We start from the raw sequence: 16306 nt of genomic DNA, 5'->3' as shown, positions 1-16306 counted from the left end.
GCAAATGAAAAGCGCCCATACAAATCATTTTATATGATTTGATGGGCTTTTTTTATAGTTAAGTAGGGGATCTAATTGTTTGACAAGAATACCTTTTTCTTCAAATTCTTCTATTTGTTCAGCAGGTACTCGAGTATCTGTTACTAAGTAAGCAAATGAGTCTGGCTTTGCGACTACAAATTGATGCACATAATTAATTTTTGTCGCATCTGCTAAAATAAAGGCAGCCCCACTGCACCTAGAAATCATAGATTCATTGATGATTACTTCCGGAAGAATTGCCGTACTCATGCCAACTTCGTTGTCAAATCCGTTACAACCTAAAAATGCTTTGTTGGCTTTGACTCTTTGAAGATTGTTTAAGGCAAAATCACCGGTCATTGTTTCTTTAGGAAAACGAAGCTCGCCTCCAGTCATTACTATTTGTACATTTGGGTCATGATCACAGAAAATAGCTTTTCCGTTATTTGTGATGATTGTGACCCTTTTTCCGATAATATATTTTATGACTAATAGTGCAGTTGAGCTTGTGTTGATGAAAATTGTATCTCCATCATCTACAAATGTTGCAGCAAACTTGGCAATCGCATGTTTATAAGCTTCGTTTGGATCTATGTCATGTTCAACAAAGTTTTGAACAAGTTTAGCACCACCATAGAAACGTTCAATAGCTCCCATGTCTTCCCAATATTGTAAATCTCTGCGAATTGTTAATGGTGTTACATTCAATTCTGAAGCCAGTTCTTCCACGTTTACAGTACCTTTGACCTGTATTTTTTGCATGATTTTTTTTCGTCGCTTATCTACGACTTCTTTTGTCATTTTCATAAAACCTCTCCCTTTTTACATGTGTTACTTAACCCTTTTAATGTTATTATTTTATTTTTATAATTTTCACAAAGATGCTTTTCTTTTATTTTATTACATAATAAAGTGAATTGATAATAGTATTGTATTTTTTCTCTAGGATTCATATTTTCTGTGTTAACGGATTTAAATACATTCAAACTTTGTTTATAATCCTTTCTTGATACTAAGTATACGGCATCCATAAATTCCCAGTTAAATAATGGTGAAACCTTTGCACCTTTTACTTTTGTGTTACGCATTCTTTCTAATTTATTATATTCTTGTTTTGCACAATCTAAATCATTCAACATAAATGAACAATAGAACTTTGTGTAATGATAGATCAATAACTGATCAATTGAACTGTGGAAAAACTTTGAGTTTTCTTCAATATGTTCCAAGCACTTCTTATATTCCATTTGATCTATATAATATAAAGTATCGAATATTTTTTTATCATTTTTATAGGCGTGAAATACGTCTTTTTTTAATAGTTCATTAAATTGTTTATTTGCTTTTTCAGGATTTAAATCATAGGCAATTGTTTTGATTGCCTTTCTATATAAATGCTTTAAATATTCAGAATAAAGTGCAATGCCCAAGATAATGATTAATAGAATGATAAATAGTATTTTAGTAGATATAAATTCAGCTTGAATGATCTTATAAATACTGTAGCCTGCAAATAAAATATAGAATGTATAAGATATAATTTGTTGAGCATTTTGTGAAAAAGACATCTTTTCTAATGTTTTCATGTTGTACCTTCTTTCTTTAAGTTTATTTTATCTAAAAAGAACATATAAGTCAATCATATAACGGGATTAAAAGAACGTAAAAATGGATATAAAGAATTAAATAATCATAAAAAAGTTAAAACAAACATATAATGCGATTGTTTTTAATCTTTTAATGTTTTATGATTTGAACGTCAAAAAACCATGGTAAAAAAACAGAAAGAGGAAAACAAAATGTCAAAAGTAGATGAAATTACAAGAGATTCTTGGATCATGTCAACTTTCCCAGAATGGGGTACTTGGTTGAATGAAGAAATTGAAAATGAAGAAGTAAAACCTGGCACTGTAGCAATGTGGTGGCTAGGATGTACTGGTATTTGGTTTAAAACACCTGGTGGTGCAAACATTACAATTGACTTATGGGCAGGAAATGGTAAACGTACTCATGGTGATGGAAAAATGAAAGTTGGCCATCAAATGGCTAATATGTGCGGATGTAGAAATATGCAGCCAAATTTAAGAGCCGTACCATTTGTAATCGATCCATTCGCAATTAAGCAAGTAGATGCAGTATTAGCAACACACTATCATCAAGATCACATGTCAGCTGAATATGCTAGTCACGTACTAAAATCAGGAATGACTACAGTGGATGAAAATGGAAATGAAATTCCAGTACCATTCATTGGTCCTAAAAAATCTGTTGAATTGTGGCAAAAATGGGGCGTACCTGCAGATCGTTGCATTACAGTAAAACCTGGAGATACATTTAAAATTAAAGATATTGAAATTGTTGTGCTAGATTCATTTGATCGTACTTGTATCACAACAACGGATTCACAGGGGCCGGATCGTGAAGATCTTCGTGGCAAATGTCCAACAGATATGGATGATAAGGCTGTGAATTACTTAGTAAAAACACCAGGAGGAAATATTTATCATTCAGGAGATTCTCATTATTCAATTTATTATGCAAAACACGGTAAAGATTACGATATTGATGTTGCGTTTGGATCATATGGAGAAAACCCAGTTGGAATGCAAGATAAAATGACAAGTGTAGATATCTTACGTATGGCTGAGGCTTTAAGAACAGATGTAGTTATTCCTATTCACTATGATGTTTGGACTAACTTTAAAGCAGACCCAAAAGAAATTGAATTGTTATATAATTATAAGAAAGATGTGTTAGATTACAAATTCCATCCATTTATTTGGGATGTAGGTGGTAAATATGTATATCCAACAGATAAAGCAAAACGTCAATATCACTATCGTAGAGGATTTGAGGATTGCTTCGAAGAGGAACCTAACGTTCCATATCGATCAGTTTTATAAGAAGAGGTAATGAATATGTTGAAAGAAATTGTTGAAAAAGGACACTATTGTTTTGTTGAGAAAGTTGATTCGTGGCAAGACGCCATTCGACAAAGTTATGCACCTTTGTTAAAGGATAGTACAGTTGAAAATGAATATGTAGAAGCTGTTATTGAATGTGTCAATAAATATGGACCTTATATTGTGATTGTTCCAGGTATTGCGATGCCACACTCAACAGAAGGAGCAGTAGGATGTAATGGAACAGCTATTTCATTTATGAAGGTGGAAGAAGAAGTTGATTTTGATCCAGAAGATCCAGATAAAAAGGCAAAATTGTTCTTCTCTTTAGCAGCAATTGACCATGATCAGCATATTCAAAATATACAATCATTAATGGATACTTTGATGAATGAGGATATCGTTGAAGCATTGATGAATGCAAAAACAAAAGGTGATTTAGAAGAAATCGCTGATCAATATGAATAATATATGAGGAGAGTAAAATGAATATAATAATGACAGTATGGGACTTTTTTGCGACAAATATTTTGACGCAACCCGCATATTTTATCGGTTTGATCGTATTTATCGGTTACTTATTATTGAAAAAACCAATTTACGATGCATTTGCAGGATTTATTAAAGCTACAGTAGGATACATGATTTTAAGTGTTGGTTCTTCTGGCTTAGTTGGAAACTTTAGACCAATCTTAGTTGGATTAAAAGATCGTTTCAATCTACACGCAATGGTTATTGATCCATATTTTGGACAAAACGCTGTTACAGAAGGTTTACAGGAACAATTTGGTAGAACGTTCTCTCAAGTTATGATCTTATTGTTGATCGCATTTATTATGAACTTAATTTTAGTTCGATTAAAAAAATGGACAAAAATGCGTGCTGTATTTACAACAGGTCATGTACAGATGCAACAAGCATCAACAGCATTCTGGTTGATTCTATTCTGCTTCCCTAAATTAGGAAGTACACCAATTCTAATTGTTATGGGATTGATTTTAGGATTATATTGGGCTGTAGGTTCAAACTTAACAGTAGAAATTACGCAGGAATTAACTGAAGGTGGAGGTTTTGCGATTGCTCACCAACAAATGTTTGGTATCGCATTATTTGGTAGTATTGCTAAAAAGATGAAGGGTGAAAATTCAAAACGTTTGGATGATTTAAAATTTCCAGGATTCTTATCTATCTTTAATGAAAATATGGTCGCAACATCTATCTTGATGTTCTTATTCTTCGGTGCTATTTTAATGGTATTAGGAAAGGATTATTTAGTTGAAGCTGGATTTATCGCAGAAACACAAAACTTCTTCTTCTATACTATGACAACAGCGTTTAACTTTGCGGTATATCTAGCTATCTTACAATTAGGTGTTCGTACATTCGTTACAGAACTTACAAATTCATTCCAAGGTATTTCTAATTCATTCTTACCTGGAGCTGTTCCTGGTATTGATTGTGCCGCTGTATTTGGATTTGGTAGTTCAAACGCTGTAACAGTAGGATTCTTAATGGGTGCTTTAGGACAATTCTTAGCGATTGGTGCTTTATTGTTGATGCATTCACCAACATTGGTAATTGCAGGTTTCGTTCCTGTATTCTTCGATAATGCAGTTATCGCTGTATATGCTGATAATCGTGGTGGTATCAAAGCTGCAATGCTTCTTCCATTTATTTCTGGTTTAATTCAAGTATTCGGATCTGCTTTAATCGCTGGCTGGGTAGGATTAAGTCAATACGGAGGATATTTAGGAATGTTTGACTGGGCAACAGTATGGCCAATCTTTACAGTAATCATGAAATATGCTGGATACGTAGGTGTAGGAATCGTAGTATTGATTTTGGTGGCAATTCCACAATTACAATATCGTAAACACCCAGATACATATTTCTTAATTACAGAAGATTATGATGCATATTTAGAAAAAGTACAAGCTGTAAGTGCTGAATAAAAGGAGATATTACAATGGCAAAATTAAAATTATTAGTATGTTGTGGCAATGGTGCTGGAACAAGTATGATGATTAAATTAAATGTTGAAAAAGTGGCTAAAAAGATGGGACTTGATGTACAAGAAATTCATCACTGTGCAGTGAGTGAAGGAAAGTCTGCTGCTGGAAATTATGATATCGTATTGTGTTCAAAAAACTTCGTTCCTATGTTTGAAGACTCAAAGAAACGTGGAACTAAAGTTGTTGGACTTAAGAATGTAATGTCTGCAAAAGAAATCGAAGAAGGCTTAAAAGCAGCACTTAGTGAATAATAAAAAAATGAAAGCTGCGTTTATGCAGCTTTTCTTATACCCAAAAATAGACAAAAAGAGGAGATAATCATGAAAATTGTTAAGAAAAAACTAGATGATATGTACCGTTGCTATTGCGCAAGTAATATTTATTTTGATGGTCAAAACCATATTTTATTGGCAAGTGAAGATCCAAATGTCGCATGTAATATGTATTATGGAAAAGATTATGAAACAAAAGAAAATGTATGGACACATCCAGGTGGATGTATGTCAATCGTTCCAATTCCAGGAAAAGAAAAAGAGTTCCTTTGCGTTCAAGAATTCTATTTAAAGGTTACTCCATCTTTGGCAAAAATCGTATGGGGAAAATACGATAATGGAACATGGCAATTCAAAGATGTTGTGTCTGTGCCTTATGTACATCGTTTTGGAATTTTTAACCAGAATGGTATCAACTATTTGATCCTAGCAACAGTAGCTACTTCTAAAAAAGAAAAGAATGACTGGAGTGTTCCAGGAAGAATTTATGTAGCTGAATTACCAGAAGATCCAAGTACAGGAGTTGAATTAGAAGTATTATGTGATGGATTATATCGTAACCATGGTTTCTGGCAAACAAAAGAAGATGGTAAAGATGTTGGATACTTTGGAAGTGATCAAGGAATCTTACGTGTAAGTGCACCAGAAAAACGTGGTGGACAATGGAAGGTGGAACCAATTTTATCTGGACATATTGGTGAGATTGCTACAATCGATATCGATGGAGATGGCCAGGATGAAATCATGACGATCGAAGAATTCCATGGAAATACAATTCAAATTTATAAGAAAGATGGAAGTGAATATAAGAAAGTATGGCAATACGATAATGAAATTGATTTTGCGCATGCCTTAGTTGGCGCTAAACTTGCAGGACAAAATGCATTTGTATGTGGTGTCAGAAGAAAAGATTGCGAATTATTTGTCGTTACATATGAAGATGGAGAATACAAAGTCACAATGGTCGATAAAGGTGTAGGACCAGCCAACCTATGTGTTGTACATGAAGATAATAGAGACATCATTGTTGGTGCAAACCATACTGCAGCCCAAGCAGCAATCTACTTTGTTACGGAGGACTAAGATATGTTAGAAGAATTGAAGCAACGTGTATTAGATGCAAATTTATTATTACCAAAATATGGGTTGATCACATTCACATGGGGAAATGTATCTGAAATCGATCGAGAAAAAGGAATCGTAGCGATTAAACCAAGTGGTGTAGAATATGATGTCATGACGCGTGATGATATTGTGCTTGTGGATTTAGATGGAAATATTGTAGAAGGAAATCTACGTCCAAGCTCTGATTTAGATACACATTTGGAATTCTATCGTAATTTTCCAAATATTGGAGGTGTTGTTCATACACATTCCACTTGGGCAACGAGCTTTGCACAGGCAGGAAAAGATATCATTCCATTAGGAACTACACAGGCAGATTACTTTCATGGAGCTGTTCCTTGTACCCGTTTTATGACAGAAGAGGAAATTCATGGTGATTATGAATTGGAAACAGGAAAAGTAATTGTAGAGGAATTTAAAACACGCAACATTGATCCAGATAGAGTTCCTGGTGTATTGGTACATTCACATGGACCTTTCACTTGGGGAACGGATGGATTCAATGCAGTTCATAATGCGGTTGTTTTAGAAGAATGTGCAAAGATGAATGCAATCGCATCTTTATTAAGTAACAATGAAATTGATTCCATGCAGCAGGTTCTATTAGACAAACACTTTAATCGTAAACATGGACCAGGAGCTTATTATGGACAAGCTAAATAGAGAATATAGACTCGGTCTATATGAAAAGAGTATGCCAAGTACGCTTACTTGGGTAGAGAAATTGACAATTGCCAAGAAGAGTGGATTTGATTATTTGGAAATCAGTATTGATGAAAGTGATGCAAAGCTTGCAAGATTGGATCAGCCAACGAATGAAATCAAGGAAGCCATTCAAAAAACGGGTGTTCCTATTTCTTCAATGTGTTTAAGTGGACATCGTAAATATCCACTTGGATCACATGATAAAGAGATTCAAAAGAAATCATTGGAAATCATGAAGAAAGCCATAGATTTTGCGGCTGATTTAGGTGTTCGTATTATTCAGTTAGCTGGATATGACGTCTATTATGAAACTGGGGATCTATACACAAATCATGATTTTGAAACAAATCTAAAGAAATGTGTGGAAATGGCTGCTGAAAAAGGAATTGTATTAGGTTTTGAAACAATGGAAACACCATTTATGGATACAGTAGAAAAAGCGATGCGCTATGTAAATTTAGTAAGCAGTCCATATCTAGGTGTATATCCAGATATTGGAAACTTAAAAAATGCATCTTTATTATATGGTGTAGATGTAGACGAAGATTTGATGTGTGGAAAAGGACATATTTTTGCGAGTCATTTAAAAGAAACTGTTCCAGGTAAATATCGTGAAATTCCATTTGGGACAGGGCATACAGAGTTTGTGAAAAATATCAAAACATTGAAACGACTTGGAGTGCGTATGTTTGTTGGAGAATTTTGGTATGTGAACAATGAAGACTGGCAAGATGTTGTAAAAGATGCTGGGGTATTTTTAAGAGATAAGTTAGATAAGGGATTTGAGTAAATGAATATAAAAGAATTAGAACTTCATGCGAACAATATTCGTAAGAATATATTAACCGAAGTATATAGTGCCAACTCAGGACATCCAGGAGGATCCTTGAGTGGTGCAGATATTTTAACAGAAATCTATTTTGAACAGATGGATATCAATAAAAACAATGTTGATTCAATTGATCGCGATCGTTTTGTGTTAAGTAAAGGGCATGCGAGTCCATTATTGTATGGAACATTAAAAGAAAAGGGGTTGTTAGATGATGATTTAACTACATTTAGAAAGATCAATTCAAATTTACAAGGACATCCCAACATGAATGAAGTTACAGGTGTAGACATGTCTACAGGATCTTTAGGACAAGGTGTTTCTTGTGCTGTGGGCATGGCTATTGTCAATAAGCATGTCGATAAGAATACACATCGAATTTATTGCTTATTAGGTGATGGGGAATGTGAAGAAGGACAAGTATGGGAAGCTTGCATGGCAGCAGCTCATTATAAATTGGATAACTTATGTGCCGTTTTAGACTACAATCATTTACAGATTGATGGAAATATTGATGATGTGATTTCACCAGAGCCATTCGCAAGTAAATTTGAATCTTTTGGATGGAACGTATTGGACGTAAATGGACATGATTTTTATGAATTAAGAAATGCGTTTGAACAAGCTAAACAAGTTAAGGATAAACCAACTATGATTATTGCCCATACAATCAAGGGTAAAGGTGTTTCTTATATGGAAAATAACTATGCATGGCATGGAGCTGCACCAAATGATGAACAATATGAAACGGCAATGAAAGAGTTAGGAGGTCTTGAATAATGGCAAAAGAAGCAACACGTAATGCCTATGGGAAGGCTTTGGCAGAATTAGTTGTAGAAAGAGATGATGTATTAGTATTAGATGCGGATCTTACAAAATCTACAAAGACAATCGATGCCAAAAAGGCAAGACCGGAACATCATTTCAACATGGGAATTGCCGAAGGAAATATGATGGCAGTCGCTGCTGGTATGGCAGCAAGTAATAAAGTAGTTTATGCATCTAGTTTTGCGATGTTTGTGGCAGGAAGAGCTTTTGAACAGATTCGCAATAGTATTTGTTATCCAAACTTGAATGTAAAAGTATGTGCAACGCATGCTGGAATTACAGTTGGAGAAGATGGTGCAAGTCATCAATGTATTGAAGATATAGCACTTATGAGAAGTATTCCAAATATGAAAGTATTTGTACCATGTGATCAATATCAGGCAAAGGCTATTGTAAAGGCAGTGGCCGATATAGATGGACCATGTTATGTAAGACTTGGGCGTGGTGCAGTAGAAGATGTATATGATGAAAACTGTAAGTTTGAATTGGGTAAAGGAAAAGTTTTAAGAGAAGGTCAGAAAATCGCATTGGTTGCGACAGGAATGATGGTGCAAGAGGCATTGAAAGCCACTAAAATTTTAGCTAAAGAAGATATTTCTGTTACAGTTGTAGATATGCCTTGTATCAAGCCAATCGATGAAGAGTTGATTGAAGAAATCGCAAAATCCCATGAAATCATCATCACTTGTGAAGAACACAATGTGTATGGAGGACTTGGAAGTGCTGTTAGTGAAGTAACTTCTAAGAAGAGTCCAGTGCGTGTGGAAATGATTGGTATGCAGGATACTTTTGGAGAGAGTGGAACACCGAAGGAATTATTAGCGAAATATGGTTTGAATGTAGATCATATTGTTGAAAAGGTAAAGGAATGTCTTTAAAAAATATTAAATTGATTGTTGCTGATTTAGATGGTACGCTTTTGCATGATGATAAAAGTTTAGATCAAAATATTAAAAGTGTTCTGATTGAAAAGAATGTTCCACTTACTTTTGTATCGGGTCGAAATGTGCATATTATTCAGGATTATATAAAAGAATTAAATATTACTTTACCTTATATTACGAATAATGGAGCAAACATGTTTTTGGGTGATACATGTATTTATGAATGTCCAATTGATTCTAGTGAATTAAAGACTTGTTTAAATATATTAGTCGCAAACAAAGTTGCGTTCCTGGCTTATACGAATCAGACAATCTATTCAGTTGGATCTCAAGATGGGTTAGATGAATTTAAGAAACGATTGATTGGTAAATGCAAAATTGTTGAAGATGCCAATATTGCAGATATTGTTAGGGAATCAATATTTAAGGTTGTGATGATTCATCCAAATATGGAAAAGATAAAAAATCAATTAAATTCTGTTTGTGACAAAACATTATGTATGCAATCGGAAGGCATTATTTACACTTTAACAAATTCAGATACTACAAAAGGGAAAACCTTAAAAAAGCTATTGGAATACCTTGATATAGACGCAAACAGCGTACTGGCTTTTGGTGATAACTATAATGATATTTCTATGTTTGAAGTTGCAGATGGTGTTGCTGTAGAAAATGCACAGGAGAGTTTAAAAGAAGTCGCAAAGTATTTAACAAAATCAAATGAAGATGATGGAGTTTCTTATTTCATTCAAAAGAATTTGTGATAGATAAATTTCTATCACTTTTTTATTGACTTTGGAAAAACAAACTCCTATAATGCCTATAAAGTTACTAGGAATAGTAAGCGGAGGTACTAATTATGAAACGATGTTGTAGCTCTTTAAATGAATAATATTGAATTTATTTAATAGGAGGAAAAGAAAATGACAGTATATAAAGCAATTTCAGATTTAATTGGAAATACACCATTAGTAGAATTAACACATATTGAAGAAAAAGAAGGTTTAGAGGCTAGTGTTGTTGCGAAAGTAGAATTCTTTAATCCAGCAGGTAGTGTAAAGGATCGTATCGCAAAGAAAATGATTGAGGATGCTGAGAAAAAAGGGTTGATCAAGCCAGGTGCTACATTGATTGAGCCAACAAGTGGAAATACTGGTATTGGTATTGCATCTGTTGCAGCAGCTAAGGGATATAAGGCTATTATGACAATGCCTGAAACAATGAGTGTAGAGCGTCGTAACTTATTGAAGGCGTATGGTGCAAAAGTTGTTTTAACAGATGGCAAAGCAGGTATGAAGGGGGCTATCGCAAAAGCACAGGAATTGGCAGCTGCTACACCAAACAGTTTTATTCCAAGTCAATTTGAGAATCCATCAAACCCACAGGCACATTATGAATCGACTGGTCCAGAAATTTGGAAGGATACAGAGGGGAAAGTTGATATTTTTGTTGCCGGTGTTGGAACGGGTGGTACTGTAAGTGGTACAGGTAAATATTTGAAGAATCAAAATCCAAATGTGAAAGTGGTTGCGGTTGAACCTAAAACAAGTCCAGTATTATCCCAAGGTCATGCAGGTCCTCATGGTATTCAAGGTATTGGTGCTGGTTTTGTTCCGAATACTTTGGATACAAGTGTATATGATGAAGTCTTTACAGTCACAAATGAACAGGCTTATGAAACAGGTCGTTTAATTGCACATAATGAAGGTATGCTAGTGGGTATTTCAAGTGGTGCTGCTACATATGCCGCTATTCAAATCGCAAAACGCCCTGAAAACAAAGGGAAAACAATCGTCGTATTATTACCAGATACAGGTGAGCGTTATTTATCTACTCCAATGTTTGCGGAATAATAAAAAAATACGAAGTAAAAAATTACTTCGTAAATGTCTTGGCATAGCCATGATCTTCTCTAGAACCCGTACCAATGGGTTCTTTTATTTTTCCAATTTCTTCAATTTCAAATGGTGTTAATTGATATACATAGTTTAGCCAGTTTCGATATAGAAGATTGGCATGGCTTCTCCATTTTAAGATAGGTTCTTTTTCTGGATCATCATCGGGAAAATAATTGAATGGAATATGGATGGGTTTATTGGCTTTTAAATCTCTAAAATATTCATCTTTTAATGTTTCTTTTCCATATTCTAAATGACCTAAAATAAATATTTGACGATAGTCTTTTGTGACAATGATGTTTGAACCAATTTCATCATTTTTAGATAGTATGGATAAGCATTTTACTTTTTTAACTGCTTCTTCATCAATAGCCGTATGTCTTGAATGTGGCGTATAGTGGATTTCATCAAAGCCATTGGTTAAAAAGTCATATTCATCGACTAATTGTTCTGGGAAGATGCCGAATACTTTTTCTGGCAAGATATGCTTTTGAACTCCATAATGATAATACAGTCCGGCTTGGGCTCCCCAACAAATATGTAGTGTAGAATAGACGTGAGTCTTAGACCATTCCATGATTTCTTCAAGTTCATTCCAGTAATCAACATCTTCGTATTCAAGATGTTCTACTGGAGCTCCTGTAATGATCATTCCATCGTAATAATTATTTTTTAATTTTTCAAAGTATGTGTAGAATTTGACTAAATGATCTTGGCTTGTATTTTTAGAAACATGGTTTTTGACCATCATAAAATCAATATCAACTTGAAGTGCACTTTTTGAAATTAATCGTAAAATTTGTGTTTCCGTTTCTATTTTTTTTGGCATTAGATTTAAAATCACGATCTTTAATGGTCGAATTCTTTGTCTATGTGCACTTTTATCTTCAATCGCAAAGATTTTTTCACTTTCTAATATGTCTTTTGCGGGCAATGCATCGGGTATGTTGATTGGCATATATGAACAACTCCTTTATTTGTATACACTTTATTATACGCGAAAAAAAACAGAATGGAAATTTTCCATTCTGTAAAAGACTATGCTTTCATTGCGTCTAGTGCTTGTTGTAAATCGTTGATAATATCTTGTGCAGCTTCAAGACCTACAGAGAAACGAATTAAATCTGGAGCAACACCGGCTTCTTTTAATTGTTCTTCACTCATTTGACGGTGTGTATGACTTGCTGGGTGTAATAGACAAGTTTTGGCGTCTGCAACATGGGTTACAATAGAAGCAAGTTTTAAGCTGTCCATGAATTTTTCAGTTTGATTACGATCTGCTTTTAATCCAAATGACAATACACCACAAGTTCCGTTTGGACAATATTTTTTAGCTAATTCATGATGAGGGTCACTTTCAAGATCTGCATATTTTACCCATGCAACATCTTCATTGGCTTCTAAGTATTTAGCTACAGCTAGTGCATTTGCACAATGTGCCTTCATACGAACGGCTAATGATTCTAATCCTAGATTTAAGTAATATGCGTTTTGAGGTGCTTGGATTGATCCTAAATCACGCATCAATTGACTTGTAGCTTTTGTGATATAAGCTAATTTACCAAATTTTTCAGCATATACAATACCATGGTAGGATTCATCGGGTGTAGTTAGTCCTGGATATTTATCGGCGTGTTCTAGCCAGTTGAAGTTACCACTATCTACAATAGCTCCACCTACACAAGATGCATGTCCATCCATATATTTTGTGGTAGAGTGAGTAACAATATCAGCTCCCCATTGGATTGGTTGACACATAATTGGTGTAGCGAATGTGTTGTCAATGATTAATGGAACTCCATTCGCATGAGCAACTTTCGCAAATTTTTCAATATCGAAAATACGTACAGTTGGATTTGTGATGGTTTCTCCAAAGACACATTTTGTGTTTGGTTTGAATTCTTTTTGAAGATCTTCTTCACTGATTTCTGGGTCAACAAATGTACAGTCGATACCCATTTTCTTCATTGTTACACCAAATAGGTTGTAAGTTCCACCATAGATGGCACTAGAAGCAATTAAATGATCTCCAGCTTCACAAATGTTGAATACCGCAAAGAAGTTGGCAGCTTGTCCACTTGATGTTAGCATAGCAGCAATACCACCTTCTAAAGCAGCAATCTTACTTGCGACAATATCGTTTGTTGGGTTTTGAAGGCGTGAATAGAAATATCCACTGTCTTCTAAATCGAATAATCTTCCCATTTGAAGACTTGAATCATATTTAAAAGTAGTACTTTGATAAATTGGTACTTCTCTAGGCTCGCCGTTTTTGGGTTCATAACCGGCATGTAAACATTTAGTTTCTGTTTTCATAATTTTTTACCCTCCGCTTTTATAATCATTATTTTAAGCTTTTCTTTATAAAAAGTAAAAGAAAAGCTTAGATTACATAATCAAAGCTTTGTTCACGATTTAAAATGTCTTGTAGTGATATTCCTTTTAAATAGGTTTCAATCACTTGATTTAATCCTTCATAAATATAAAGTGTAGTACAATCTTCTTTTCTTGGACATACATTTACTTCAGTGTCTAAGCAGGCAACACAAGACAAATTGCCTTCCGTTGCGACTAATACGTCATATACAAGGATTTGGTCTGGATTTTTTGCGAGCTTATATCCCCCTTGAAAACCACGGTTGGATTGAACTATTCCACTTTTTGTAAGAATTGGAACGATTTGTTCTAAATATTTTTTAGAGATGTTTTGTCTGTCGGCAATATCCTTTAGTGTTATAAAGCCTGAATCATTATGTTGAGCTAAATCTATAAGTAGGCGAAGGGCATAGCGACCTTTTGTAGATATTTTCATTTTTATTCCCCTTTTCTTTTTATTATAATAATATATATTTAGTAGGTTTTCTAGCAAAGAGGTAAAAAATGGTTAAAATTGTCGTTTTTGATTTAGACGGAACACTATATGATTCACATAAACATATTGATAAAGATACAGTTTATAAAATAATTGAACTTGAACAAAAAGGTATTGTAGTTGGGATTGTGACTGGAAGGTTTTATGAAGAGTTGGATGAAGTTATCGAAAAACTAAAACTAAGAGAATACAATGGTTTTGTAGCAAGTTCGAACGGTTTAGAAATACATGATTTTTTAGATGGGAAAATAAAGTGCTTTACGCGACTCTCAAAAGACGAAGTAAAAGAATTGGTAGAAGAAGCAAAGAAACATCATATGATTAGTTATGTTTGGCAAAATGGTCGTTATTCGATGTTTGATATATCATTTATGAATGGATTAAAAAAGCTTGCTTCAGCAATTCCCTTTGATGAGCATTATATAAAAGCATTAAGAGAGACTGAATTTGAGAAGAGTATATCTTTAGAGGTACCTTTATATGATAAGGTGTGTTTTGCGGGACTTCCAATCTTGAAATTAAAAAAATCAATCTTAAAACAGCATTCAGAATATCGGTTTTATGATGTTGGAAGACTCGGAACTGAATTATGCAAGAAGGATGTTGGGAAGCTTGAAGCTATTCAATTCATTTGTGGGAAGAAAAACACCTCTATAGATTGTGTAATGGCTTTTGGAGACAACGGAAATGATGTGAATTTACTAGCCTCTTGTGGATATGGAGTTGCGATGAGAAATGGGAGTGCACAGGCAAAAAAAGCCGCTAAATATATTAGCGACTATACAAATAATGAGCAGGGTGTGCTTCGATTTATAAATTCGTTTTTTGGATGAAATATTGATCTAAAAAGATAAGAATTCCATTTAGTACAAGGAAGAATCCAGTTAAAGAGAAAATAAAGTCTAAGGATTGAATGGGTTTCATAAGTAATACAATTCCGACAACTAAGATAAAGATAGCTCCGGCAAGATTGACTTTCCATTGTTCAAAACCATTATCTTTTAAGAGTAATACTTTTTGAAAATGAGATAGGGAATTAATAATCAATAGAATTCCTACAAGCATAGGTAAAATACTAATGAATTTTTTTGGTTCAAAACTCATATATAGGCCTACAGACAATAAGAATATGCCTAATACAAGAGTTGTTAGTGTTGTACTATTTCTTTTCTTGAAATATGTATATAGAAATAGAATCGCAATGACTAAAAAGATACATCCAATAACTCGCGTAATTGTTGTTAATATGGAGACGTTAAATATGCATAAGACTAAGCCAGATAAAATGCATAGAATTGCCGATGAGATAGCTTCTGTTTTTGTTTCTTTCATATAATCACAACCTTTCACAATTATTATACTCTGTTGTATAATTATTTTAAGAGGTGATGAACGTGAAAGTTGCAGTTTTGTTAGAAAATGGATTTGAAGAATTAGAAGCTATGGGTCCAATTGCCTTACTTAGACGTGGTGGACTTGATGTGGATATGATTGGTGTCAACAATGAGGAACAGGTTACAGGTCGTTTTGGCGTAACCTATTCGAGTGTGTTTCCAATGAACAAATATGACTTTAGTGATGTGGATTGTTTAGTTTTACCTGGTGGTCCACATTATCAAAAGCTAGAAAAGAATGAAGAAGTATTAAAATTAGCTCATGAGTTTGCCGAAAATAAAGTATTGGTAGCTATTTGTGCTTCTCCAACAATCTTAGGTCATGAGGGTATCTTAAAAGGTAAGAAATATACTTGTTTTAAAGATATGGATGAAGATTTTGGTGGTGAATATCAATATGAATATGCCGTTACAGACGGAAACATCATTACGGGTGTAAGTGTAGCAGCAAGTATTGAGTTTGCGTTTGCGATTCTAGAAAAGCTTTGTGGTAAAGAACACACAGAAAAAGTAAAAGCATCGATTTATTATGATGCAAAGCACTAAAAAAATTGTCATCGTGA

19 protein-coding genes are annotated in these 16306 nt (G+C 34.0%); 13 read left to right on the top strand and 6 right to left on the bottom strand.

What is annotated here, in order from left to right; all coding sequences use genetic code 11:
* Nucleotides 1-24: 24 nt before the first annotated feature.
* Together KTQ83_RS03005 and KTQ83_RS03000 are read right to left on the bottom strand one after the other, a co-directional pair.
* Nucleotides 25-828, bottom strand: a complete 804-nt coding sequence (locus tag KTQ83_RS03005; RefSeq protein WP_217255970.1) for a DeoR/GlpR family DNA-binding transcription regulator — start codon at nucleotides 826-828, stop codon at nucleotides 25-27.
* Nucleotides 825-1607: a hypothetical protein gene (locus KTQ83_RS03000; protein WP_217255969.1), complete on the bottom strand. Its 783-nt coding sequence runs from the start codon at nucleotides 1605-1607 to the stop codon at nucleotides 825-827. Before KTQ83_RS03000 ends, KTQ83_RS03005 begins: the two co-directional genes overlap by 4 nt.
* A gap of 213 nt (nucleotides 1608-1820) precedes the next feature.
* Here KTQ83_RS03000 and ulaG point away from each other — a divergent pair, with 213 nt between their 5' ends.
* The 11 genes from ulaG (at nucleotide 1821) to cysK (ending at nucleotide 11432) form a co-directional block, all read left to right on the top strand.
* The gene (ulaG, locus tag KTQ83_RS02995; RefSeq protein ID WP_117925471.1) at nucleotides 1821-2924 is read left to right on the top strand and encodes an L-ascorbate 6-phosphate lactonase; all 1104 of its coding nucleotides are present in this window, start codon (nucleotides 1821-1823) and stop codon (nucleotides 2922-2924) included.
* A gap of 15 nt (nucleotides 2925-2939) precedes the next feature.
* The gene (locus KTQ83_RS02990) at nucleotides 2940-3392 is read left to right on the top strand and encodes a PTS sugar transporter subunit IIA (protein WP_217255968.1); all 453 of its coding nucleotides are present in this window, start codon (nucleotides 2940-2942) and stop codon (nucleotides 3390-3392) included.
* Between the two features lie 17 nt (nucleotides 3393-3409).
* Nucleotides 3410-4876 carry a PTS ascorbate transporter subunit IIC gene (locus KTQ83_RS02985; protein ID WP_117925467.1) on the top strand — a complete coding sequence of 489 codons (1467 nt, stop codon included), beginning with the start codon at nucleotides 3410-3412 and terminating at the stop codon, nucleotides 4874-4876.
* A 14-nt stretch (nucleotides 4877-4890) separates the two neighbouring features.
* Entirely contained in the window at nucleotides 4891-5187 is a 297-nt protein-coding gene (locus KTQ83_RS02980; RefSeq protein ID WP_117571377.1) for a PTS sugar transporter subunit IIB, read from the top strand.
* A 69-nt stretch (nucleotides 5188-5256) separates the two neighbouring features.
* Entirely contained in the window at nucleotides 5257-6291 is a 1035-nt protein-coding gene (locus KTQ83_RS02975; RefSeq protein WP_117925465.1) for a hypothetical protein, read from the top strand.
* Between the two features lie 3 nt (nucleotides 6292-6294).
* Nucleotides 6295-6996 (top strand): L-ribulose-5-phosphate 4-epimerase, encoded by a 702-nt coding sequence (locus tag KTQ83_RS02970; protein ID WP_117925464.1) that lies wholly within the window; start codon nucleotides 6295-6297, stop codon nucleotides 6994-6996.
* Nucleotides 6980-7828: an L-ribulose-5-phosphate 3-epimerase gene (locus tag KTQ83_RS02965; RefSeq protein WP_227402401.1), complete on the top strand. Its 849-nt coding sequence runs from the start codon at nucleotides 6980-6982 to the stop codon at nucleotides 7826-7828. Before KTQ83_RS02970 ends, KTQ83_RS02965 begins: the two co-directional genes overlap by 17 nt.
* Nucleotides 7829-8647, top strand: a complete 819-nt coding sequence (locus KTQ83_RS02960; protein ID WP_217255966.1) for a transketolase — start codon at nucleotides 7829-7831, stop codon at nucleotides 8645-8647.
* Nucleotides 8647-9573, top strand: coding sequence for a transketolase family protein (locus tag KTQ83_RS02955; protein WP_217255965.1), 927 nt, complete (start codon nucleotides 8647-8649; stop codon nucleotides 9571-9573). Before KTQ83_RS02960 ends, KTQ83_RS02955 begins: the two co-directional genes overlap by 1 nt.
* Nucleotides 9564-10343 carry an HAD family hydrolase gene (locus tag KTQ83_RS02950; protein ID WP_117925456.1) on the top strand — a complete coding sequence of 260 codons (780 nt, stop codon included), beginning with the start codon at nucleotides 9564-9566 and terminating at the stop codon, nucleotides 10341-10343. Before KTQ83_RS02955 ends, KTQ83_RS02950 begins: the two co-directional genes overlap by 10 nt.
* A 159-nt stretch (nucleotides 10344-10502) precedes the next feature.
* On the top strand, nucleotides 10503-11432 hold the full coding sequence (gene cysK / locus KTQ83_RS02945; protein ID WP_186999569.1) for a cysteine synthase A: 930 nt from the start codon (nucleotides 10503-10505) through the stop codon (nucleotides 11430-11432).
* 22 nt (nucleotides 11433-11454) lie between these two features.
* On the opposite strand, the gene KTQ83_RS02940 is transcribed toward cysK, so the two are convergent.
* The 3 genes from KTQ83_RS02940 to KTQ83_RS02930 form a co-directional block, all read right to left on the bottom strand.
* Complete coding sequence (locus KTQ83_RS02940) at nucleotides 11455-12435, bottom strand: homoserine O-succinyltransferase (RefSeq protein ID WP_186999568.1); 981 nt, start codon at nucleotides 12433-12435, stop codon at nucleotides 11455-11457.
* Between the two features lie 80 nt (nucleotides 12436-12515).
* Nucleotides 12516-13793 carry an O-acetylhomoserine aminocarboxypropyltransferase/cysteine synthase family protein gene (locus tag KTQ83_RS02935; RefSeq protein ID WP_117925450.1) on the bottom strand — a complete coding sequence of 426 codons (1278 nt, stop codon included), beginning with the start codon at nucleotides 13791-13793 and terminating at the stop codon, nucleotides 12516-12518.
* A 67-nt stretch (nucleotides 13794-13860) separates the two neighbouring features.
* Nucleotides 13861-14289, bottom strand: coding sequence for an RrF2 family transcriptional regulator (locus KTQ83_RS02930; protein ID WP_186999567.1), 429 nt, complete (start codon nucleotides 14287-14289; stop codon nucleotides 13861-13863).
* Nucleotides 14290-14357: 68 nt separating this feature from the next.
* Here KTQ83_RS02930 and KTQ83_RS02925 point away from each other — a divergent pair, with 68 nt between their 5' ends.
* Nucleotides 14358-15182, top strand: a complete 825-nt coding sequence (locus KTQ83_RS02925; RefSeq protein ID WP_186999566.1) for an HAD-IIB family hydrolase — start codon at nucleotides 14358-14360, stop codon at nucleotides 15180-15182.
* On the opposite strand, the gene KTQ83_RS02920 is transcribed toward KTQ83_RS02925, so the two are convergent.
* The gene (locus KTQ83_RS02920) at nucleotides 15160-15681 is read right to left on the bottom strand and encodes an HdeD family acid-resistance protein (RefSeq protein ID WP_117925444.1); all 522 of its coding nucleotides are present in this window, start codon (nucleotides 15679-15681) and stop codon (nucleotides 15160-15162) included. The two genes, KTQ83_RS02925 and KTQ83_RS02920, sit on opposite strands and share 23 nt — an antisense overlap.
* Before the next feature lie 56 nt (nucleotides 15682-15737).
* Here KTQ83_RS02920 and KTQ83_RS02915 point away from each other — a divergent pair, with 56 nt between their 5' ends.
* The gene (locus KTQ83_RS02915) at nucleotides 15738-16289 is read left to right on the top strand and encodes a DJ-1/PfpI family protein (RefSeq protein WP_244975747.1); all 552 of its coding nucleotides are present in this window, start codon (nucleotides 15738-15740) and stop codon (nucleotides 16287-16289) included.
* Nucleotides 16290-16306 lie beyond the last annotated feature (17 nt).

This window comes from Holdemanella porci, assembly GCF_019052655.1.
Lineage (GTDB): Bacteria > Bacillota_I > Bacilli_A > Erysipelotrichales > Erysipelotrichaceae > Holdemanella > Holdemanella hominis.
This window is presented reverse-complemented; position numbering and strand designations above follow the sequence as displayed.

What these genes read in the sequence shown, in the direction of transcription:
- KTQ83_RS02990 (WP_217255968.1), top strand. Translation starts at nt 2,940, where the DNA reads ATGTTGAAAGAAATTGTTGAAAAAGGACACTATTGTTTTGTTGAGAAA.
- KTQ83_RS02960 (WP_217255966.1), top strand. Translation starts at nt 7,829, where the DNA reads ATGAATATAAAAGAATTAGAACTTCATGCGAACAATATTCGTAAGAAT.
- KTQ83_RS02940 (WP_186999568.1), bottom strand. Translation starts at nt 12,435, where the DNA reads ATGCCAATCAACATACCCGATGCATTGCCCGCAAAAGACATATTAGAA.
- KTQ83_RS02920 (WP_117925444.1), bottom strand. Translation starts at nt 15,681, where the DNA reads ATGAAAGAAACAAAAACAGAAGCTATCTCATCGGCAATTCTATGCATT.
- KTQ83_RS02985 (WP_117925467.1), top strand. Translation starts at nt 3,410, where the DNA reads ATGAATATAATAATGACAGTATGGGACTTTTTTGCGACAAATATTTTG.
- ulaG (WP_117925471.1), top strand. Translation starts at nt 1,821, where the DNA reads ATGTCAAAAGTAGATGAAATTACAAGAGATTCTTGGATCATGTCAACT.
- KTQ83_RS02965 (WP_227402401.1), top strand. Translation starts at nt 6,980, where the DNA reads ATGGACAAGCTAAATAGAGAATATAGACTCGGTCTATATGAAAAGAGT.
- KTQ83_RS02935 (WP_117925450.1), bottom strand. Translation starts at nt 13,793, where the DNA reads ATGAAAACAGAAACTAAATGTTTACATGCCGGTTATGAACCCAAAAAC.
- KTQ83_RS02925 (WP_186999566.1), top strand. Translation starts at nt 14,358, where the DNA reads ATGGTTAAAATTGTCGTTTTTGATTTAGACGGAACACTATATGATTCA.
- KTQ83_RS02915 (WP_244975747.1), top strand. Translation starts at nt 15,738, where the DNA reads ATGAACGTGAAAGTTGCAGTTTTGTTAGAAAATGGATTTGAAGAATTA.
- KTQ83_RS02950 (WP_117925456.1), top strand. Translation starts at nt 9,564, where the DNA reads ATGTCTTTAAAAAATATTAAATTGATTGTTGCTGATTTAGATGGTACG.
- KTQ83_RS02930 (WP_186999567.1), bottom strand. Translation starts at nt 14,289, where the DNA reads ATGAAAATATCTACAAAAGGTCGCTATGCCCTTCGCCTACTTATAGAT.
- KTQ83_RS02980 (WP_117571377.1), top strand. Translation starts at nt 4,891, where the DNA reads ATGGCAAAATTAAAATTATTAGTATGTTGTGGCAATGGTGCTGGAACA.
- KTQ83_RS02955 (WP_217255965.1), top strand. Translation starts at nt 8,647, where the DNA reads ATGGCAAAAGAAGCAACACGTAATGCCTATGGGAAGGCTTTGGCAGAA.
- KTQ83_RS03000 (WP_217255969.1), bottom strand. Translation starts at nt 1,607, where the DNA reads ATGAAAACATTAGAAAAGATGTCTTTTTCACAAAATGCTCAACAAATT.
- KTQ83_RS03005 (WP_217255970.1), bottom strand. Translation starts at nt 828, where the DNA reads ATGAAAATGACAAAAGAAGTCGTAGATAAGCGACGAAAAAAAATCATG.
- KTQ83_RS02970 (WP_117925464.1), top strand. Translation starts at nt 6,295, where the DNA reads ATGTTAGAAGAATTGAAGCAACGTGTATTAGATGCAAATTTATTATTA.
- KTQ83_RS02975 (WP_117925465.1), top strand. Translation starts at nt 5,257, where the DNA reads ATGAAAATTGTTAAGAAAAAACTAGATGATATGTACCGTTGCTATTGC.
- cysK (WP_186999569.1), top strand. Translation starts at nt 10,503, where the DNA reads ATGACAGTATATAAAGCAATTTCAGATTTAATTGGAAATACACCATTA.